The sequence below is a fragment of the Gracilimonas sp. BCB1 genome (assembly GCF_040117685.2).
In the GTDB taxonomy this organism is placed as follows: domain Bacteria; phylum Bacteroidota; class Rhodothermia; order Balneolales; family Balneolaceae; genus Gracilimonas.
The window spans coordinates 528,457-547,088 of record NZ_JBEDYP020000012.1 but is presented as its reverse complement, the minus strand read 5'-3'; the positions used below and the strand labels follow the sequence as shown (position 1 = coordinate 547,088).

General features: G+C 44.4%; 12 protein-coding genes. 3 read left to right on the top strand and 9 right to left on the bottom strand.

The genetic code is table 11. The features are described 5' to 3' along the window. Positions 1-8 precede the first annotated feature (8 nt). From ABFW99_RS08845 to ABFW99_RS08810, 8 genes are all read right to left on the bottom strand, one after another. Positions 9-2,855 carry an FAD-binding and (Fe-S)-binding domain-containing protein gene (locus tag ABFW99_RS08845; RefSeq protein ID WP_349353660.1) on the bottom strand — a complete coding sequence of 949 codons (2,847 nt, stop codon included), beginning with the start codon at positions 2,853-2,855 and terminating at the stop codon, positions 9-11. Positions 2,856-2,918: 63 nt separating this feature from the next. Continuing rightward, positions 2,919-3,518, bottom strand: coding sequence for a short chain dehydrogenase (locus ABFW99_RS08840; protein WP_349353659.1), 600 nt, complete (start codon positions 3,516-3,518; stop codon positions 2,919-2,921). Between the two features lie 160 nt (positions 3,519-3,678). After that, entirely contained in the window at positions 3,679-5,064 is a 1,386-nt protein-coding gene (locus tag ABFW99_RS08835; protein ID WP_349353658.1) for an alpha/beta hydrolase family protein, read from the bottom strand. After that, positions 5,061-5,729: an SdpI family protein gene (locus ABFW99_RS08830; protein WP_349353657.1), complete on the bottom strand. Its 669-nt coding sequence runs from the start codon at positions 5,727-5,729 to the stop codon at positions 5,061-5,063. The genes ABFW99_RS08835 and ABFW99_RS08830 overlap by 4 nt, the downstream gene beginning before the upstream one ends. 2 nt (positions 5,730-5,731) lie before the next feature. Continuing rightward, positions 5,732-5,998, bottom strand: a complete 267-nt coding sequence (locus tag ABFW99_RS08825; protein ID WP_349353656.1) for an autorepressor SdpR family transcription factor — start codon at positions 5,996-5,998, stop codon at positions 5,732-5,734. A gap of 64 nt (positions 5,999-6,062) precedes the next feature. After that, positions 6,063-7,274 carry an L-2-hydroxyglutarate oxidase gene (lhgO, locus tag ABFW99_RS08820; protein ID WP_349353749.1) on the bottom strand — a complete coding sequence of 404 codons (1,212 nt, stop codon included), beginning with the start codon at positions 7,272-7,274 and terminating at the stop codon, positions 6,063-6,065. 88 nt (positions 7,275-7,362) lie between these two features. Further along, on the bottom strand, positions 7,363-8,706 hold the full coding sequence (locus tag ABFW99_RS08815) for a RagB/SusD family nutrient uptake outer membrane protein (protein ID WP_349353655.1): 1,344 nt from the start codon (positions 8,704-8,706) through the stop codon (positions 7,363-7,365). A gap of 18 nt (positions 8,707-8,724) precedes the next feature. Beyond that, positions 8,725-11,718, bottom strand: coding sequence for a SusC/RagA family TonB-linked outer membrane protein (locus tag ABFW99_RS08810; RefSeq protein WP_349353654.1), 2,994 nt, complete (start codon positions 11,716-11,718; stop codon positions 8,725-8,727). A 383-nt stretch (positions 11,719-12,101) separates the two neighbouring features. On the opposite strand from ABFW99_RS08810, the gene ABFW99_RS08805 reads away from it, so the two are divergent. Together ABFW99_RS08805 and ahcY are read left to right on the top strand one after the other, a co-directional pair. Then, entirely contained in the window at positions 12,102-12,632 is a 531-nt protein-coding gene (locus ABFW99_RS08805; protein WP_349353653.1) for a TlpA family protein disulfide reductase, read from the top strand. 5 nt (positions 12,633-12,637) lie between these two features. After that, positions 12,638-13,954: an adenosylhomocysteinase gene (gene ahcY, locus ABFW99_RS08800; RefSeq protein ID WP_349353652.1), complete on the top strand. Its 1,317-nt coding sequence runs from the start codon at positions 12,638-12,640 to the stop codon at positions 13,952-13,954. 67 nt (positions 13,955-14,021) lie between these two features. Here ahcY and ABFW99_RS08795 read toward each other — a convergent pair whose 3' ends face one another. After that, complete coding sequence (locus ABFW99_RS08795; RefSeq protein ID WP_349353651.1) at positions 14,022-14,378, bottom strand: STAS domain-containing protein; 357 nt, start codon at positions 14,376-14,378, stop codon at positions 14,022-14,024. 257 nt (positions 14,379-14,635) lie between these two features. On the opposite strand from ABFW99_RS08795, the gene ABFW99_RS08790 reads away from it, so the two are divergent. Further along, a complete protein-coding gene (locus ABFW99_RS08790) occupies positions 14,636-18,628 on the top strand; it encodes a GAF domain-containing protein (RefSeq protein ID WP_349353650.1) in 3,993 nt (1,330 codons plus the stop codon). The last annotated feature ends 4 nt before the right edge of the window (positions 18,629-18,632 follow it).

Genomic DNA, 18,632 nt, shown 5'->3' with positions numbered 1-18,632 from the left:
ATATCTCTTTAAGACAAGCTACGATGGATAAGTTCCGCCGGATGGTAAGATTTAATATTCACTCCGTCTTCAATTTGATGGCGGCAGGAAAACCCGGGGGCACATACTAATGGATCTTCTCTCTTTTGGAGCTCAGGAAAAAGAACAAGCTGCCCGATCTCCTGAGATACCTCATAATGTTCTTTTTCATAACCAAAGCTTCCCGCCATTCCACAGCATCCTGTTTCCAACACATCTACTGTATAGCCAGCTGCTGATAGTGCTTCAACGGTTGGATCGTTGCCAACAAGAGCTTTGGCATGGCAATGCCCATGGAGGGTAACGGTTTCACTCTGATCGTTTGAAGTTAACCGAGACTTATTCCGGGCTACAAACTCTTCGAAGAGGTGTGATTGGCCGGCAAGCTTTTCGGCCAAAGGTAGTTGTTCATCTGAACAAAGCTCCAGGAATTCATCCCGAACAGTCAATATTTCAGAAGGCTCCAGCCCTACCACCGGTATGCCGGCTTCTACATATTCTGTAAATTCTTCCAGTACTTTATCGCAAATATTCTTAGCCTCATCAAGAAATCCTTTGGATAGCTGTGGGCGGCCTGTTTCCATCGCTTTGGGGATGAGTACCTCATATCCCATATGCTCTAATACGCTCACCGCTGACTTACCAATTTCCGGGCCATTATAATTAGTGAACACATCCACAAACAGCACTACTTTCTCATCGCTTTTTAACGCTCCATTCCTGCTATGTTTTCTAAACCAACTTCGGAAAGTCTGATCGGCGAATTGTGGAAGATCACGGCGGGCATCAATTCCGAACACTCCTTCTAATACTTTTTTTCCAATCGCTGAGCCTGCCACTTTATTGGCAGTTTTCGGTGTGATGGAAGCCAGTGGAAATACCTTTGCTGCATCTGCAAAGAAACGTTCTTTTAAGGTTGATCCCTTCTTCTGATGCCAGCCGTTCATAAACTCCGCTTTCATCTTAGCCATATCCACATTGGCAGGGCACTCACTTTTGCACGCTTTACAGCTCAGGCATAAATCCAGAGCTTCCTTTAGTTCCCCGGATTCATAGCCCGCAGGGTTCTCCCCGGCAAAAACCTGACGAAATACATTTGCCCTTCCACGAGTTGAGTCTTTCTCGTCTTTTGTGGCCTGATAGGAAGGGCACATCGTACCGCCGCTTTCAGCCAGTTTCCTACACACTCCGGCCCCGTTACAAAGCTCCATGGCACTACCAAAATCACCTTCTTTACGCCAGGCAAGTACCGTTTCCGGTTCAGGCTTTTCATATGAAGGCGAGAACCGTAAGTCCTGATCAATGGGCTTGGGCTTCACAATTTTACCGGGATTAAATATATATTCGGGATCCCAAATTTCTTTTACCTGTCTGAGAACCGGCAGCATTTCCTTACCTAAAATCTTTTCGATATACGGAGCTCTCACCCTGCCGTCACCATGTTCCCCCGATAAGGAGCCATTGTACTTTTTCACCAGATCGGCTATTTCATCAGCCATGGTTTTCATGGTGTTCAGCCCGGTTTCGGTGGTAATATCTATTTGGGGGCGTAAATGTAGCTCTCCAACCGATGCATGTGCATAGAACACACAGTCTGTATCGTGTTTATTCAGAATAGCACGAAACTCCTTCACATATTCCGGCAAATCCTGAACGCGAACGGCGGTATCTTCACAGAATGAAGGTGAACGGCCATCTGACCCAAGGCCCATCAGCAAACCGAGGCCGGCCCTTCTCAACTCCCATACTCTTTTCATTTTATCTTCTTCCGGGATGATTGGATAGGCATATCCCAAAGACTTTTCACTCAGCTTTGCCGAAACTTGCTCAGCCCGCCGTTGAAGCTCTTCCGGATCATCCCCTTCGAATTGAGTGATCAGTATATAATTTGGCTCACCATCTAAAAAGAATCGGTTCTTACGCTGCTCAATATTCCCTTTGGTAGCATTCAATATTATGTGATCAACCAGCTCTACCGCTGCCGGTTCAAATCCTACAATCTCAACTGCTGCAAGCATAGCCTCTTCCAGCGTTTCGAACTGAGGCACAACCACAATTTTGTGCTTATCTAAGGTGCTGAGGTCTAACTTGGCGGAGACCGTCATGGCGAGAGTTCCCTCACTTCCGCAAAGCAGCTCACAGAGATTAAACTTTCGTCCATTCGGATTAAATGGCTGCATTTCACAAAGCTTATCCAAAGCGTAACCGGTGTTTCGGCGAATGATATCCGGATGGGGGTAACTGCTTTGAATCAGGTCCCGATTTCGCTCTATCAGCTTAAGCATGGAACGGTAAATGTGCCCCTCCAAGTTATCCAGCCTCTTTTTCTGCTCAAGTTCTTCCAAAGAAAGCGGTTTGAATATAGCGGTGGAACCGTCACTCAGTACAGCCTCAATTTCAAGAGTGTGCTCACGGGTGGTTTTGTATTTAATGGAATAGGATCCCGAGGAGTTATTTCCAATCATCCCTCCAATCATACAGCGGTTGGTTGTAGCTGTATCTGGCCCGAAGAGCAATTGGTGTTTGGCCGCTTCCCGGTTCAGCGTATCGCGGATTACACCCGGCTGTACATGAGCTATTTTTTGCTCGCCATCAAGCGTAAGAATTTGATTCATATAGCGAGATACATCCATAATGACGCCGCCACCGGTAGTCTGTCCGGCAAGGCTGGTCCCTGCACTTCGGGCTGTAATGGTGAATTTATCTTCGTTGGCTTTTTTTACCAGTCGTTGGATATCCTCCCCTGACTTCGGAAAGGAAACTCCTTCAGGAAATTCTTCATACATGGAAGCATCCTGGGCATACAGCTGGCGGGTAAGAGTGTCGCGTTGAATCAAAAAAACTCCTGCTTTGTTAGGGCAGAAGTTTGAGGTTAATTCAGGATAATATCAATACTAACTTCAGTAAACTTTAATGATTTCTCCTGTCCGGATTCCTTCCACACTTTTCACATACGCATTAACTACTTTATCCATAGCAACCGGATTATGCCCCGGGAAATAACTCCCTAATTCCGCTGCCGAATCTTCCACTAAGCCAGGGCTCACAACGTTGAGTCTTACTCCCCTTTTTAGTTCGGCTGCCGCTGATAGTCCAAATGAGTTAACCGCTCCATTTACCATCCCCAAGGCAACAGACCCTTTGATAGGATCTTCTGAAAGAATTCCTGTGGTAAGTGTAAAAGAGCCATTGTCATTTATATACTCTCTTCCGGCTAACACCACGTTAATCTGTCCCATCATTTTACTTTTGATGCCTACATAAAAATCCTCTTCCTCCAGTTCAGAAAACGGTTTCATGGCAGCACTTCCTGCAGCAACAATTACGGCGTCAACTTTGCCAGCCCTCTTATACATTTTCTCAATCGACTCATGGGAAGTCATATCCATCTGAATATCTCCAGAGCTTGAACCCACTTTTATAATTTCATGCCTCTTTTCTAATTCTGCCGTCACCTTAGCTCCAATGGTTCCGGTTGCTCCAACTATTACAATCTTCATATGTATTCCTTTTTTTTAATTCACACAAAACTACTCCCGTTCTGGGCAAACCTCTAATTGATAGGGTTTATGAATCCCATAGGATTCTAATCAGCGCATAGAGGCTTTAACTATTCTTTAAAAATCAGTGGTAATCTCTTAGGGAGCCTTTCAATTACCCCTAATTTTTAGTTATCCAGCTTGAGATTGTTTTCAGGAAACTGTCAGTGAATCGTTTATCCAGCATTGGATATTCTGAAACCTGCCCGGTGTTTGCTTTCTGAAAAAGATGATTGCCACCCGCAAGCACGCTCACTTTGTATTTTACTCCGGCATCATCGAGGGCATTGGTGATAGGAACCCTGTTCATCTGCTCTGTAACCTGTGTGTCTTTTTCACCAAATAATACCAGAACCGGAATTTCTAATTCAGACAGATCTTCCGCCGGGTCATAAAACAAGAGAGACTGTAATTGAGGTGTACTGTAGTAAGCAACAAGCTGCTGCACCTGTTGTTGGGCAAAGGTATTGATATCCGGAATTCGAGACTTTTGCTGTTCGGAAAGATTCTCCAGCATCGATTTGTAATGGTTCACATACTCGTTTTTAACAGAATCCAATTCTTTGCCATCTCTTATGGCTGCCATCATTTCTTCCCGGAGAGCTATTTCTTTATCTACATCCTGCTCATCATGAATTCCTTCTCCAAAGCCCTGTTTTACCTGAAAACGAAGAATTTCTTTCAGAGGGACACCGGTTGACGCCATCAGAATAAGCTGGTCAACGTCTTTATTTTCAGAGGCAACTTTCCCGGCCACAACCCCACCCTGACTGTGCCCTAACAAAATGACTTCACCAAAACTTTTACCCTCCATGGCTGTCAGGTAATCAATAATAGATACCACGTCACCAGCCAGCATATCCAGCGTGGTATTCATGAAATTCCCGGTAGATTCCCCAACCTGTCTGTCATCAAACCGAAAGCTGGCAATCCCCTGCGCTTTAAGATGCTCAGCGATTTCTGCAAAAATCTTAAACTCGAATATATTGGAATCTCTGTTCTGAGCACTGCTTCCGGAAATCAAAATAACCAAAGGAGCATTATTCACTCCTTCCGGGTACACCAGCGTACCCCCGATTTCAACTTCATCACCCTGAATGATCAGATCTTCTCCCTCACCGGGTACAATCTTAACTTCACCGGAAGATGATTGTTTTTTAATTTCAAAAGGAAAAGATGCCGGGCCCTGGGAATAGGTTCCGGCAATCAGGCTATCTGAGCTGAATGTTCCTTTAAATTCGCCATTGGCCTGACCTGCAAAGAAAGTAAAAAATGCGGAGTCGGCTTTCTGTTCAACCCGGGTTAATGGAAGGCCCATTGCTCCCTGCATCGGGATATCCAGTGTTCCGGAATAATCTCCGGGTTCTCCATCAATGTTGAAAATTACACCCAGCTGCTGCCCCTGGATGATGATTGCTCCTTTCCACTCACCGGCTATGGTTTGTTGAGCCTGTGCTGTCAAAGCCCCCATCACAAAGGATATTATCAATACGACTAATTTTTTCATGCGTTCTCTCCCGTTGATTCTATTTTTTTAAATTCGAAATAGGAATACAGCAGTGGCACCATCACCATAAAGCCTAAGGTTACACCAAATACAATGGCATTAACGGATTCAGAGAGCAACAGGTCTGATATAATGACCAGCACTCCTCCCGCCATCCAGATTTTACTACCCAGTCGGTGAGTCTTCTTCCACACCATTGGATTTTCAAGGGTCCACGGAGTTCGGATTCCTATAAAATAATTGGGCTTCACCGTATTTATATAATTTCCCAGCCCCACAAACAGAATACCTACAGCAATAAATACATAGGAATTCATACTTACATCCGAACCGGTTACCACCAGCATCATCATCGCATATAAACCAACCATGAAGAGGGAAGTGATCAGTCGAATGGCCGCAATCGGCTTTTGTGCTTCTTCAATTCTTTTCTTGGGGTCTATGCGGGGAAGAAATAACAGTGCCACATACAAGATTATGCCAATTGCCGGTAACAGATACAGGATTATCCATTTAGGGCCGTAATCATCAGCTTCACCCTGCAGGTTAAAATGGGTGGGAACTGTTTCGGGCACCTGGCCTGAAAGTAATAGTGATGCAATAAATGGGGCCATGAGCAGTACTATCACGGGCCACTCTTTCTTCAGTATGTTGTTCGTATTCATGATTATGATGTATTGTTATTCATGAGTTTAAACAACCATTGCGTGGCATCTTCAAGCCCGGTGGTGTTCAGTGAGTAGTAAATGAACTGACCCTTTCGCTCCGTATCAACCAGTCCCGCCTGCTTCAACAGTTCGAGGTGATGCGAAATGCTGGGCCTTGAAATATCAAACGCCTCAGCAATTTCCCCGGCTGAAAGATCTTTCTCTTTCAGCATATCCAGAATTTGCCGACGGGTAGAATCATTAAGTGCCTTGAAGAACGTATTCATTTAGATATTTAGATAACTATCGAAATATTAATTAAAATTTCCAAGATTTCAAATTCATTCAAAATTAGGCTGATTGCTGAAAAGTGAAGTTAGCTTCCACCCTTTTCACAATCTCATCGCCTATGGCAAGTCCGGCTGTGGCGGCCGGGCTCGGAGCATTAAGAACATGGATTTGGCGATCTACCACTTCAAAGTAGAAGTCGTCCAGAATTTCTCCGTTGGGTTGCAGTGCCATCGCGCGAATTCCGGCAGGGGATACTTTCAGGTGTTCTTCCCGCACGTCGGGAATCAATTTTTGCAGTCCTTTAACAAAGGCTTTTTTGGAGAAGGAGCGTTTATATTCATCCAGTCCCATTCGCCAGTGTTCTTTAGCCATTTTCCAGAATCCCGGAAAGTTGAAGGTTTCGGTAGTCTCCTTCAGATTGAACGAAAGCTTTTTATACCCTTCCCTCTTGAAGGCAAATACCGCATTGGGCCCGCATTCAATTCCGCCCAAAGCCATGCGGGTAAAATGCACTCCCAGAAATGGAAACTCAGGATTGGGCAAAGGGTAAATCAAATCATTTACCAGGTATTCAGCTTCGGGTTTAAGCTCGTAATATTCTCCCTTGAATGGTACAATCTTTACCGGAGAGTGAACGCCCGCAAAACGAGCCACATGGTCAGAATACAGCCCTGCACAGTTAATTAAGAATCTGGTGCTGATTTTATCACCACCCGCTTCAACAATTACCTCATTCCCTTTATTCGAAATATTCGAAACGGCACTATTGAATCGGACATTGCCATTTCCTTCTTCCAAAAGCGCCATCAATTTTCGGCACATACCTGCGTAATCCACAATACCGGAGCACGGCACATGAATAGCTGCTACTCCTTGTACATAAGGTTCCAGCTCATTCAGCCGGGCAGCATCAATAAGCTCGATACCTTCGATTTCATTTTGAAGTCCACGCTTGTAAATTTCCTTTAGCTTAGGCACTTCACTTTCATCAGCAGCAACAATCACCTTACCGCAGATATCGATGGAAACACCGTGTTTTTTACAAAAATCCACCAGTTGGTGACGACCATCCACACAATTTTTTGCCTTATAGCTACCGGGTTTGTAGTAGATACCCGAATGGATAACCCCGGAATTTTTTCCTGTTTGGTGAGCCGCCACTTTATTCTCTTTCTCTAAAACGAGAATGCGTGCTTCAGGATATTTAAGGGATAATTTATATGCCGTGGAGAGCCCTACAATTCCGGCTCCAACAATAGTAAAATCGTACATCATAGAGCCAAAGATAAAGTTTATACATAAAAAAAGAGCCCTCAAATTTTTGAGGGCTCTTTCAGACTTAAATCAACCACATTTGAACTTATAGTTCAGATTGTGGCCGTGCTATGTATTCATAAATCTGACCACCATCCAGTGGAAGGTCGCCCAGACGGTCGTATCTTCTGGCATCTATCCAGCGGTGGCCGCCTTCAAACCAGAGTGAGTAACGTCGCTCAAACAGAATTTGATCGATGATATCAGACTGGCTGAGACTAGCATAGTCACCCAATCCCCAGGTGTTTCGAACTACGTTGATAGCATCAACTGCATCAACCAAGTCGGTTCCCTGGTTACGCTGTGCGAGTGCTTCAGCGTAAATCAGAACTAACTCCTCGTTTCTGAAGAACGGAAATGAATCTCCGGTTCCTGAAAAACGATTATCCTGATAAGGTGATCCCAAACCCTGAAGGGTTAAGGTGTCACTCCTGACAAAGATTTTGTTGTCAATACGCATGTCACCTGCTTCGGCATCATCAACCAGTGAAGGATGTGCCATTGGCAACTGAACAGACGTTGTGTTTGGCACGTAATAGAATGGATTGAAAATATCCGGTGGATCACCATACACATGGTACCCGCCTTTATTCATTACATCTGCACCTGTTGCTAACTCAAAGAATGGAGCAGCATCTTCCACGGCTGTTACTGCTGCATCCCAGTCTTCAGCATAAATTGCTGCTCTGGCTGCAATAGCCCGGTTCAGGTTTACAAAATCAGCCGGTGTGCTGAATTCATCAAAACCGTCAGTAAGCACAAAGGAAAAGCTTGAGCCTGCTGCATTCAGATCGGTTTGAGCTTCATCCAGAAGATTTCTGATTTCCTGCAGAGCTGCGTCATAATCCAGAAACGGACCTAAGTCACCCACATTATCTACATCAATGCGAATACCATTGGTATACTGAACATTGAGTGGAATCAGATAACTGTAAGCCTGCAGTGTTTTTGCCACACCTAAATACCCGTTGCGTTCCTGATCGGTAATCGCATTGGAATTATTGGCAGACTGGATCAGAACATTACCCTGTCTTATGGCCTGGTACGGTGTTGTGTATGTACCACCGGAGCCAAAGAACGTCGGGTCTTCTTCTGCATTAGCATCAGCACCTACACCTACCCACTGATTTACAAATCGAGGGTCGGAGGCAAAGAGCGGATAGATTTCACGCCCAAAAGTACTCATGATGTTATTCGCCCCGGTAGTTGCACGGTGGCGTTCTGTTAATCCGGTTACAAGGTTTTGAAGCTGTGCTTTGGAAGCATCAGACAAAACCCCTTCGATTGACGGATTATTGGGATCGCTTATTTCATTCGGGTCCAGGAAGTCACAGGCCGAAATCCCTGCTGAAAGCAGTACAATTAGCAATAGTTTGTTTAAATATTTCATTGTGTTCATTCCTATAAATTAAAAGTCAATATTTACGTGGAACAATACCTGTCTGGAAGTAGGGAAAGGTGTTACTTCCACAGAGTTGTTGATAGCCTGAGTACCAAATACGGAGGTTTCCGGATCATAACTTGGGTAATCAGTAAACAGCAATACATTATTTGCTGAAGCACCAATCTTAATATTGCTCACGCTATTGCCGAAAATATTAGTAAGCGTTTCGGTAGGCACCGTGTAGTACAACCCGATCTCTCGCAGTTTCACGTAAGATGCATCATATACATATGCTCCGGATCCGCCATTAATAACACGGTCAGCTCCTTTAGGAAGGGTTGAACCCTCTACGCTGTCGTTCCAGTCAGGTGAAGTACCGCCGGCATCGGTAAGCAGCTGAGAAAGGTTGATGTTATCTCCACCTTTCTTCCAGTGCCACAGGAAGCTGAAGTCAAAGTTCTTATAAATATTGAATTCATTAGAAAATGACATTTCGAAATCAGGCTGTCCGTCACCGTAAATAGTGTATAACGAAGGATCACTTACTGCAGGAAGACCCACAATAGTAGATGGTGAAAATCCTTCCTGAATCAGGTAGTTACTCAAACTGGTACCAAAACCACCGGTTGTATATCCGTCAATAGACAGATCTGTGATTTCAGACTCATTCTTCCAGAAAAGGACGGTTGAGAACCAGTTCAGGTTTGGATTGCGAACCGGGTTAAGGTTCAGCGTAAATTCCATTCCTTTATTAACAAGATCAGCTGCATTCGTAGCAATAACGGTAATACCGGACGATGTCGGTACCTGCTCATCCAAAATTAAGTCTGCTACTTTCTTATTGTAGTAAGTTGCTTCCAAAGCAATTCGGTTATCAAGCAACGCTACATCAAGACCAAACTCAAGTTCCTGAGCACTTTCAGGCTTAAGATCCGGGTCAATACTACGGCCCCCAACAGAAGTGGCCAACAACCCGCCGATGTTTCCTGAGTTTAAAGAACTGTAGGTAACACCAAAGTTTGGAAGTCCACCCGTTTCACCATAAGCGATACGAGGCTTCAACTGGTTGAGGAGATCTCCTTCAATGATGTCGAAGTTCAACAGGTTCACCGCCAGCGATGCTTTAGGATAGAAATAGTATTCATCCTGATCGGCGTTTAGTGAAGAACGGTCAAAACGACCACCAACTGTCGCAATGATTTTGTCATCCCAGTTAATCTCTTCCTGTCCAAACCAACTCAGGTCAACAACCTCAACTTCTGTTTGATTGATAACTGACTGGATGGTCGCATTTGCGATACCGGTTTGCCCGGCAACAAGTCCTTGTCCACGAACAACGTTACGCTCCTGAAACTGATCGAAACGTGAGAAACCAAACTGAGTGTTCAGCTGAATATTCGAAGAAACCGTTGTTGCAAAGCTTAATACGGCCTGCAGGTTTGAGTTGAAGTTATCTTCGATAGTATGAACTACATCTCCCGGGTTCGCATTACTCTGCTGATTCTGCAGGTAAGTAGGCATCCATACCATACTCTTAAAGGTGAGGTAGTCAACACCACCATCAACAGATAGAGATAAGATATTTGAACCACTCTTATACAGGTCTGCATTTAACTGAAGTCCCTGAATTAAGCGCTGAACCGTTTGATCATTCACAGCATTGTTCACGATCGACAACATATTGTCACTGAAATATGGGTTGTTCGGATAATCGCCCTGATCGTTAGGGAATAACTGCGCATAGGTCGGAGTGTATGAAAGTGCGTACCCTATAGAACCACCGGTACCATTCTGGTTTCCTGTAAAACCACGTTGGTTTTCAGTAAAGGTATAACTGGTTCTGCTGGCTACTCTCAGGTTTTCACTGATTCGGTGATCAAGATTCAATCGAATAGAGTTTCTATCGAAACCGGTATTCTCGATGATCCCATCTTCACTTCGGGTAGTTCCCGCAATGTAAAAACTGGTAGCACTGTTACCGCCTGATACACCCACATTTGTTTGAGTAATCAAGCCTGTATTTCCGTATAACTCTTCTTCATAGTCATAAATACGACCGGCATTAGCAGCGGCATTATACGCTGCAATTTCAGCAGCAGCATTACCACCAAAAATTGAGGTATAGGTCGTAATTTTGTCAGGATTCCATTCAGCAACACCTACAAGGTTGAGAGCGCTGTTGAATCCAACATCCTGAGAAACAGAAACCTGTGTATCTCCGGCCTGACCTTTTTTAGTAGTGATAATAATCACACCGGCATTCGCCCGCTGGCCATAAATAGCCGCAGCAGAAGGCCCTTTAAGCACTTCGATACTTTCCACATCTTCCGGGTTAATATCAGAAAGGCGGTTGGCAGAGTTATCTTCAGCCGTACTGTTTGCACCTGTTGTTAAGTAACGGGAGTTTGATATGGCATCGTTATTCACATATACCCCATCAATAATATAAAGTGGCTGGGATGAACCGGCACCCAATGTACTTACACCACGCATCTGAACGTTAACACCACCACCCGGCGCACCACTTTGCGAGCGAATGGAAACACCCGGAATCTTACCTTTAAAGGCTCCGTCAAGTGTTTGGGGTTGTGTTCGTTCCACTAAATCTTCCGCATCCACCTTAGTAATGGCATTAGCGAGATTCTCTCTTTTGATGGAACTTGCTAAACCCGTAACAACCAGTTCTTCCAGATTCGCAACATCCGAGCGCATCTCAACATCAAGTGAAACTTCCCCTCCATTGGAGCCTGAAACTTCAATATTCTGGGTTACATACCCAATAGATGAGAACCGCAAGCTTGTTGTGCCTGCCGGTAACTCGAGGGAATACCGACCATTAATATTGGTTGAAGTACCTGTATTGGTGTTGGCATCAAAAATAGTAACACCGACCAATACTTCTCCGGTTGAGGCATCTGTTACCGTACCGGATACTGTATACTGTGCTATTGCAACCTGTGCACAAAAAAATGTGACAGCAAGAACAGCCAGAAATCTTACATAGTAGCTATTTCTCATAGTGTTCTGGTTTTATTTATGTTTTAATTAATGACCGTTTTCAGGAAACGATAAGACCCTTCCCTCAGGTCATGACCTTTGGATTATTTATTAATAATAATTGAAGCTGGTTAAACCTCACTGCAAAAAATCAAAATAACATTTTTAAAATTAATTGCACCTTCATTCCGCTTTTTGTCCAACAAAAAAATAGGTTATGCATACTCGGTAAACTTTTAATCACATTGCCAGCTTCAGTTTTTGAAAAGAAGCTTCACCCGGGATTATATAACTCATGACTGTCATTAATAATATGTGCTTGTTTCAAAGTGCTGCTTCCGTTCAATATTTAAAGAACTAAATCGTATCTTATGTTGTTGATCCCAAAAATCAAAAACACATTTATGAAGTCTACCTTTTTACCGGCTCTGCTTATTGTAACTCTTACGATTTTATCCTGTGCCGATTCAACCCGCCAAAATCCCCGCGACTTATCAGAAGCAAATCAGAAAATTGACGAAGCTATCTGGAATGCCAGCTTTCAGGATCTTGAGGGCAACGAAGTAACCGTAGCAGACCTTAAAGGAAAAGTGGTTCTTATTGATTTTTGGGAGACCTGGTGTGGCCCCTGCCTGCAGGTTTTTCCGGCAATGGATTCCCTTCAGAATGAATACCCCGACGACTTTGTTGTGGTTGCCGTAAACCTGAACGACTCAGATACTCTTGAAGACGTCCAGAATTTCAAAGAGAGTAATGATTATGATTTTCAATATGTGCTGGACACCAATAATGTTGGAGATGAGGTTATAACTTTAGGTATCCCTTTTAAAGTTTTTGTAGACCCACAGGGGTATTTAATTAAAGCCGAGCTTGGATTAAGCGGCAACGACTATCAGGATACAAAAGAAATTATAGAACAGAACAAAACATCATAAATAACATGCCACAAGTTAAAGAAGAAGAAAAGTTAGCCTATAAAGTAAAAGATATTTCTCAGGCTCGTTATGGCCGGCAGGAAATTGAACTGGCTGAAGCGGAGATGCCGGGACTGATGGCCATCCGCGAGGAATACAAAGATGAGCAGCCACTAAAAGGAGCCCGTATTGCAGGTTGCCTTCACATGACCATTCAAACTGCCGTGCTGATTGAAACACTGATTGAGCTTGGTGCAGATGTAACCTGGTCATCTTGTAACATCTATTCCACTCAAGACCATGCAGCCGCTGCTATTGCCGATGCAGGAATCCCGGTTTATGCCTGGAAAGGAATGACCGAGGAAGAATTTGACTGGTGTATTGAACAAACCATCTTTTTCCCGGACGGCCAGCCATTGAATATGATATTAGATGATGGAGGCGATCTCACCAATATGGTACTCGACAAGTACCCCGAACTGGTGGACGGTATTAACGGAATTTCTGAAGAAACAACAACCGGTGTGCTTCGCCTGATTGAGCGCGAACGCAACGGTACCCTTCCTATCCCGGCCATTAACGTAAACGATTCGGTTACCAAGAGTAAGTTTGACAACAAGTACGGCTGCCGCGAATCGGCCGCAGATGCCATTCGTCGGGCCACGGATGTTATGATGGCCGGAAAAGTAGCTGTTGTTGCCGGCTACGGTGACGTTGGCAAAGGAACCGCTGCTTCCCTGCAAGGCGCCGGAGCCCGGGTTATCGTAACAGAAATTGACCCCATTTGTGCACTTCAGGCAGCCATGGACGGATTCGAAGTGAAGAAGATGGACGATGCTGTCGAAGAAGGCGACATTTTTGTGACGGCAACCGGTAATAAAGACATCATCAAAGACCGCCACTTCCTGAACATGAAAGACAAAGCCATTGTAGGAAATATCGGTCACTTTGATAATGAGATTGATGTAGCCTGGCTGAAGAAAAATGCCGTGGAAGAAAACATCAAACCTCAGGTAGATGTGTTTACGGTAAATGAAACCGGCCGGCAGGTAATTCTGCTATCACAAGGACGTTTAATGAACCTCGGGAATGCAACCGGTCACCCTTCCTTTGTGATGAGTAACAGTTTCACCAACCAAACACTGGCGCAGATTGCTCTCTGGAATCGTCCGGAAGAGTTTGAGGTTGGCGTTCACGTATTGCCAAAATCACTGGATGAGAAAGTAGCCCGATTGCACTTATCCAAGATTGGCGTGGAGCTGGAAACGCTGACGGAAGAGCAAGCCGAATATATTGGCGTTCCTATTAAAGGACCTTACAAGTCTGATCAGTATCGTTATTAATAACGACTCAAATTGACAGAAAATAAAAGCCTGCGTTATTCAGTTAATGCAGGCTTTTTTATTTTATTTAATCTTCTTTTCCTTTTTCGTGGAAGTAATCTGCTGCTTCATCGAGTGTACGGAAGTGATTGAATACTTTTACCAACTGAGTAACCATTAAGAGGCTCTCAATTTTCTTATCGGCCTGACAGATTACCAATTCCCCGCCGGCATTTTTCATAGTTGTCAGTCCGCCAATCAAAATCCCCAGACCTGATGAGTTTATAAACTTCACCTTCCCTAAATCTACTATAATTTCTTTCTTATCCTTCTCAATCAGTTCATGAAGCTCTTCCCGAAATTCTTCGGCATCGGGTCCGCCCATCAAATTCCCCTTAAAAGTAATTACCACACAATTGTACCGTTCCGAAATATCGTATTTCATAATCTTGATGCTTGGTTTGAAATGAAACTAAACAAAGCAAAAAGTGGCATAAAAATCCACTGAAAACATATTCACATTCATTTTGATATCAGAAAATTTCTATTAGCTTTATCAAGCTACTGTTTTGGGTACAAATAATCGGAAGTGTTTGTTCGTGGTTATAACCAATATCGTTCTTTAGCAATGGGTATTTTTTGGGGGCCATGAAGGTGTTATCGCCCCTGTAACCATCAGCGGTGATTATAATCGGAGGCAATATGGGGAAAGAGGTTACGTCAGAGCTTTTACAGCAACGCGAAGCTGAATTAGCTGTAATCAACAATGTTCAAAAAGCCCTTCTTGAACAAAAAGATATGCAGCACATCTATGAGATGGTTGGGGAGCATATCAGAGATTTGTTTGATGCACAGGTTGCCGTTATCTCAACTTTTAATTTGGAGACCGGCACCGAACATTTTCATTATGCTTTTGAAGATGGAAAACGCCATGAGCTCAAACCCCGTCCTATCGATAAACTCCGCCAGCGGCTAATAGATACTCAGGAGTTGATTTGCATCAACGAAAATGCAGATGAGGTTTGGACTGAGTTGACGGGTGAAGAACCTTCAGTAGCTCCCGGAACAAAACTGACTAAATCTGCTCTGTGGGTACCCATGGTTTCCGGCAAAACCACCTTTGGGTATTTAAGCCTTCAAAATGTTGACCGTGAGCATGCCTTCAGTGATGATGACACCCAATTATTAAGTACTCTTGCAAACAGCCTGGGAATTGCCCTGGAAAGTGCCCGACTTTTTAACGAGACCGAGCAACGAAATGCTGAGCTGGCGGTAATCAACAGTGTGCAGCAGGGACTTGTAGCTGAAATGGATCTGCAAGGAATTTACGACTTGGTTGGAGATAAAATTCGAGACCTTTTCGATTCTCAGGTTACCGTAATCGCAGAATTTGATGTAGATAGTAAACTGGAGCACTTTCATTATGTATTCGAAGATGGAAAGCGGTTCTACCCTGACTCCCGGAAATATGATGGTGTAAGAGAGTCCCTCATTTCTACAAAAGAATTGATCCACATCAACGAAAATGCCCCTGTACGCATCAAAGAATACGGGGCCAGCGGCAAAGCGGCACCCGGCACTAAGTTCCCTAAATCTATGGTGTATGTACCTTTGATTTTAGGTGACACCGTCCGTGGCTATGTGAGTTTGCAAAATCTGGATCGGGAGTTTGCCTTCAGCGATTCGGATGTCCGACTGCTAAGCACGCTGGCCAACAGCATGAGTGTAGCCCTGGAAAACGCCCGGCTCTTCAACGAAACCGAGCAACGCAATGCAGAATTAGCTGTAATTAACAGCGTGCAGCAGGGGCTTGTAGCCGAAATGGACATGCAGGGCATTTATGATTTGGTGGGTGAAAAAGTTCGGGTGTTGTTTGATGCCCAGGGTGTAATTATAGGCACCTTCAACCATGAAACCGAACAAGAGCATTTCCAATATGCCTTCGAAAATGGAGAACGTGTTGAGCCGGCCTCCCGACCCTATGATAAGATTCGCAGACGACTGATTAGCACTCAGAAATTGATCCATATTGCTGAAAATGCCCGGGAAGCGTATACCACTATTACCGGGGAAGCCCCCAAAGCCGTTCCGGGCACAACATTCCCTAAGTCTATGCTGTATGTACCGCTTAAAGTCGGTAATAGTGTCCGGGGCTATGTTAGCCTTCAAAATATTGACAAGGAACATGCATTCAGTGAATCGGATGTACGGCTGCTAAGCACTCTTGCCAACAGTATGAGTGTAGCCCTGGAAAACGCCCGGCTCTTCAACGAAACCGAGCAGCGAAATGCAGAATTAGCTGTAATTAACAGCGTTCAGCAGGGGCTAGTAGCCGAAATGGACATGCAGGGCATTTATGATTTGGTGGGCGACCGAATCCGGGACCTTTTTGATGCACAGGTTATGGGCATTGTCACCTTTAATCATGACGATAAAACAGAACATTTTAAGTATTTATTTGAAGACGGCCAGCGATTTCACCCCGGATCTCGACCTTACGATAAAGTCAGAGAAAAAATTATTTATGATAAGTCAACTCTGCTTATCAATGAAAAAGCCGCAGAGGCCTTATCAAAAATTTTAGGGGAAAAACACGAACCGGTACCGGGAACACAGGTAGCAAAATCAGCCTTGTATGTTCCTATGATGGTAGGTGATACCGTTCGCGGGTATGTAACTCTGCAAAACCTGGATCGGGAGCATGCATTTACTGAGTCGGATGTGAGCCTGCTTACCACCCTGGTGAATAGCATGACGGTGGCTCTCGAAAATGCCCGCCTTTTCAATGAAACCAACCGCCTGCTGGCTGAGACCGAACAGCGCAATGCTGAGCTGGCCGTAATCAACAGTGTACAGGAAGGGCTTGTACGGGAAATGGACATGAATGCCATTTACAAACTGGTCGGAAATCGTATATGTGAAGTTTTGAATACCCAAACCATGCTCATACGCACTTTTGATTACGAAGAAGAGCTGGAAACCTGGGAGTATGCCATTGAAAATGGCGAACAGCTGTATGTTGAGCCGAGACCTTTTATATGGGCGAATAAACACCTCATTAAAACAAAAGAAGCCCTTCTTATAAATGATGACTATATAGAAACAGCAAAAAAATACGGGGATACCGAGCAGGGCGTAAGCAAGGGATTGCCACCAAAATCAGCCATATTCGTGCCTATGGTGGTGGGGGATAAAGTGATGGGGTCCATCAGCCTTCAGAATGTAGAAAAAGAGCATGCCTTTACCGAATCAGATGTGCGACTGTTAACTACGCTTACCAATAGTATGAGTGTGGCTCTCGAAAACGCCCGGCTTTTTAATGAAACCACCCGGCTATTGGGGGAAACCGAGCAACGAGCCGCAGAACTTCAAACCGTGAACAGTATCAGTAAGGCGATAGTATCTCAACTGGAAGTAGATGCCCTGTTTAAGCTTGTCGGTGAAAAAATGCGGGATACCTTTAAGGCGGATATTGTGTATCTGGCTATCTATGATCGCAAATCAGATTTACTTCATTTCCCCTACTATTATGGAGACAAAGCAGAAACCCGCCCATTCGGAAATGGAATCACCGAGAAAATCATCATCAGCAAAGAGCCGCTGCTTGTGAACCACGACCTCGATGAAACCTACGATAAAATTAAAGCGGAAAAGAAAGGCGAAATGGTGGAGTCTTACCTTGGAGTTCCCATCCTGGCCGGAAAAAAATCACTGGGGGTAATCAGCGTTCAAAGTAAGGAACAGGAAAACCGGTTTAGCGAATCTGACCTTCGCCTCCTTTCCACTATTGCAGCAAATGTGGGTATTGCCGTACAAAATGCCGAAGCCTACCAAAAACTGCAGTCTGCATTAAATGAACTGCAAGCGGCCCAGGAGCAATTGGTTCAGCAGGAAAAACTGGCTTCCCTTGGACAACTCACCGCCGGTATCGCCCACGAGATTAAGAATCCGCTGAATTTTGTGAATAATTTTTCGGAGTTGAGTGTGGAGTTAATAGACGAGACAAAGGAAGAGCTGTCAGCTCTCAGCGATCAGCTTTCAGTAGGTGATAAAGAGCGGGTGGATGAAGCTTTAGAGATTCTGAAGGACATCGACACTAATCTCCAAAAAATTCATGAACATGGTACGAGGGCCGATTCCATTGTTAAGTCGATGCTGGAACACAGCCGAGGTGGTTCCGGAAAGATGGAGCCTACGGATTTGAATGCGTTAGTCAAAGAATTTGTAAACCTCTCCTTCCACGGTATGCGGGCAAGCAAGAATCCCATCATTGTAGACATGGAATTTGAGCTGGATGATTCGATTGGCGAAGTACCGCTGATTGCCGAAGATTTCAGCCGGGTGATCGTGAACCTGTGCAACAATGCCTTTGATGCGATGAGGGAGAAATTAAAGTCCAATGACCAAGCACCAAATTCCAAAGTTTACAGGGCAAAACTTACCGTAAGAACTTCTTTGGAGAATGGAAAAATTTTGCTTCAGATTGAAGACAATGGGCCGGGAATTCCAGAAGGGATGAGAAGTAAGATATTGCAACCATTTTTTACAACCAAGAAAGGTACTGAGGGAACCGGGCTGGGGCTGAGTATCACCAATGATGTTATCAAAGCACATGGCGGAGAGCTGGCTTTGGAAAGCAAAATACCCAAAGGAACCCGATTTACGATCCAACTCCCAAAAAATAATCTGGGGTAAATTC

Excerpts from the sequence above, each read along its gene's own strand:
- ABFW99_RS08825 (WP_349353656.1), bottom strand. The coding sequence starts at position 5,998 with ATGAATACGTTCTTCAAGGCACTTAATGATTCTACCCGTCGGCAAATT.
- ABFW99_RS08830 (WP_349353657.1), bottom strand. The coding sequence starts at position 5,729 with ATGAATACGAACAACATACTGAAGAAAGAGTGGCCCGTGATAGTACTG.
- ABFW99_RS08810 (WP_349353654.1), bottom strand. The coding sequence starts at position 11,718 with ATGAGAAATAGCTACTATGTAAGATTTCTGGCTGTTCTTGCTGTCACA.
- ABFW99_RS08790 (WP_349353650.1), top strand. The coding sequence starts at position 14,636 with ATGGGGAAAGAGGTTACGTCAGAGCTTTTACAGCAACGCGAAGCTGAA.
- ABFW99_RS08815 (WP_349353655.1), bottom strand. The coding sequence starts at position 8,706 with ATGAAATATTTAAACAAACTATTGCTAATTGTACTGCTTTCAGCAGGG.
- ABFW99_RS08835 (WP_349353658.1), bottom strand. The coding sequence starts at position 5,064 with ATGAAAAAATTAGTCGTATTGATAATATCCTTTGTGATGGGGGCTTTG.
- ABFW99_RS08795 (WP_349353651.1), bottom strand. The coding sequence starts at position 14,378 with ATGAAATACGATATTTCGGAACGGTACAATTGTGTGGTAATTACTTTT.
- ABFW99_RS08805 (WP_349353653.1), top strand. The coding sequence starts at position 12,102 with ATGAAGTCTACCTTTTTACCGGCTCTGCTTATTGTAACTCTTACGATT.
- ABFW99_RS08840 (WP_349353659.1), bottom strand. The coding sequence starts at position 3,518 with ATGAAGATTGTAATAGTTGGAGCAACCGGAACCATTGGAGCTAAGGTG.
- lhgO (WP_349353749.1), bottom strand. The coding sequence starts at position 7,274 with ATGTACGATTTTACTATTGTTGGAGCCGGAATTGTAGGGCTCTCCACG.
- ahcY (WP_349353652.1), top strand. The coding sequence starts at position 12,638 with ATGCCACAAGTTAAAGAAGAAGAAAAGTTAGCCTATAAAGTAAAAGAT.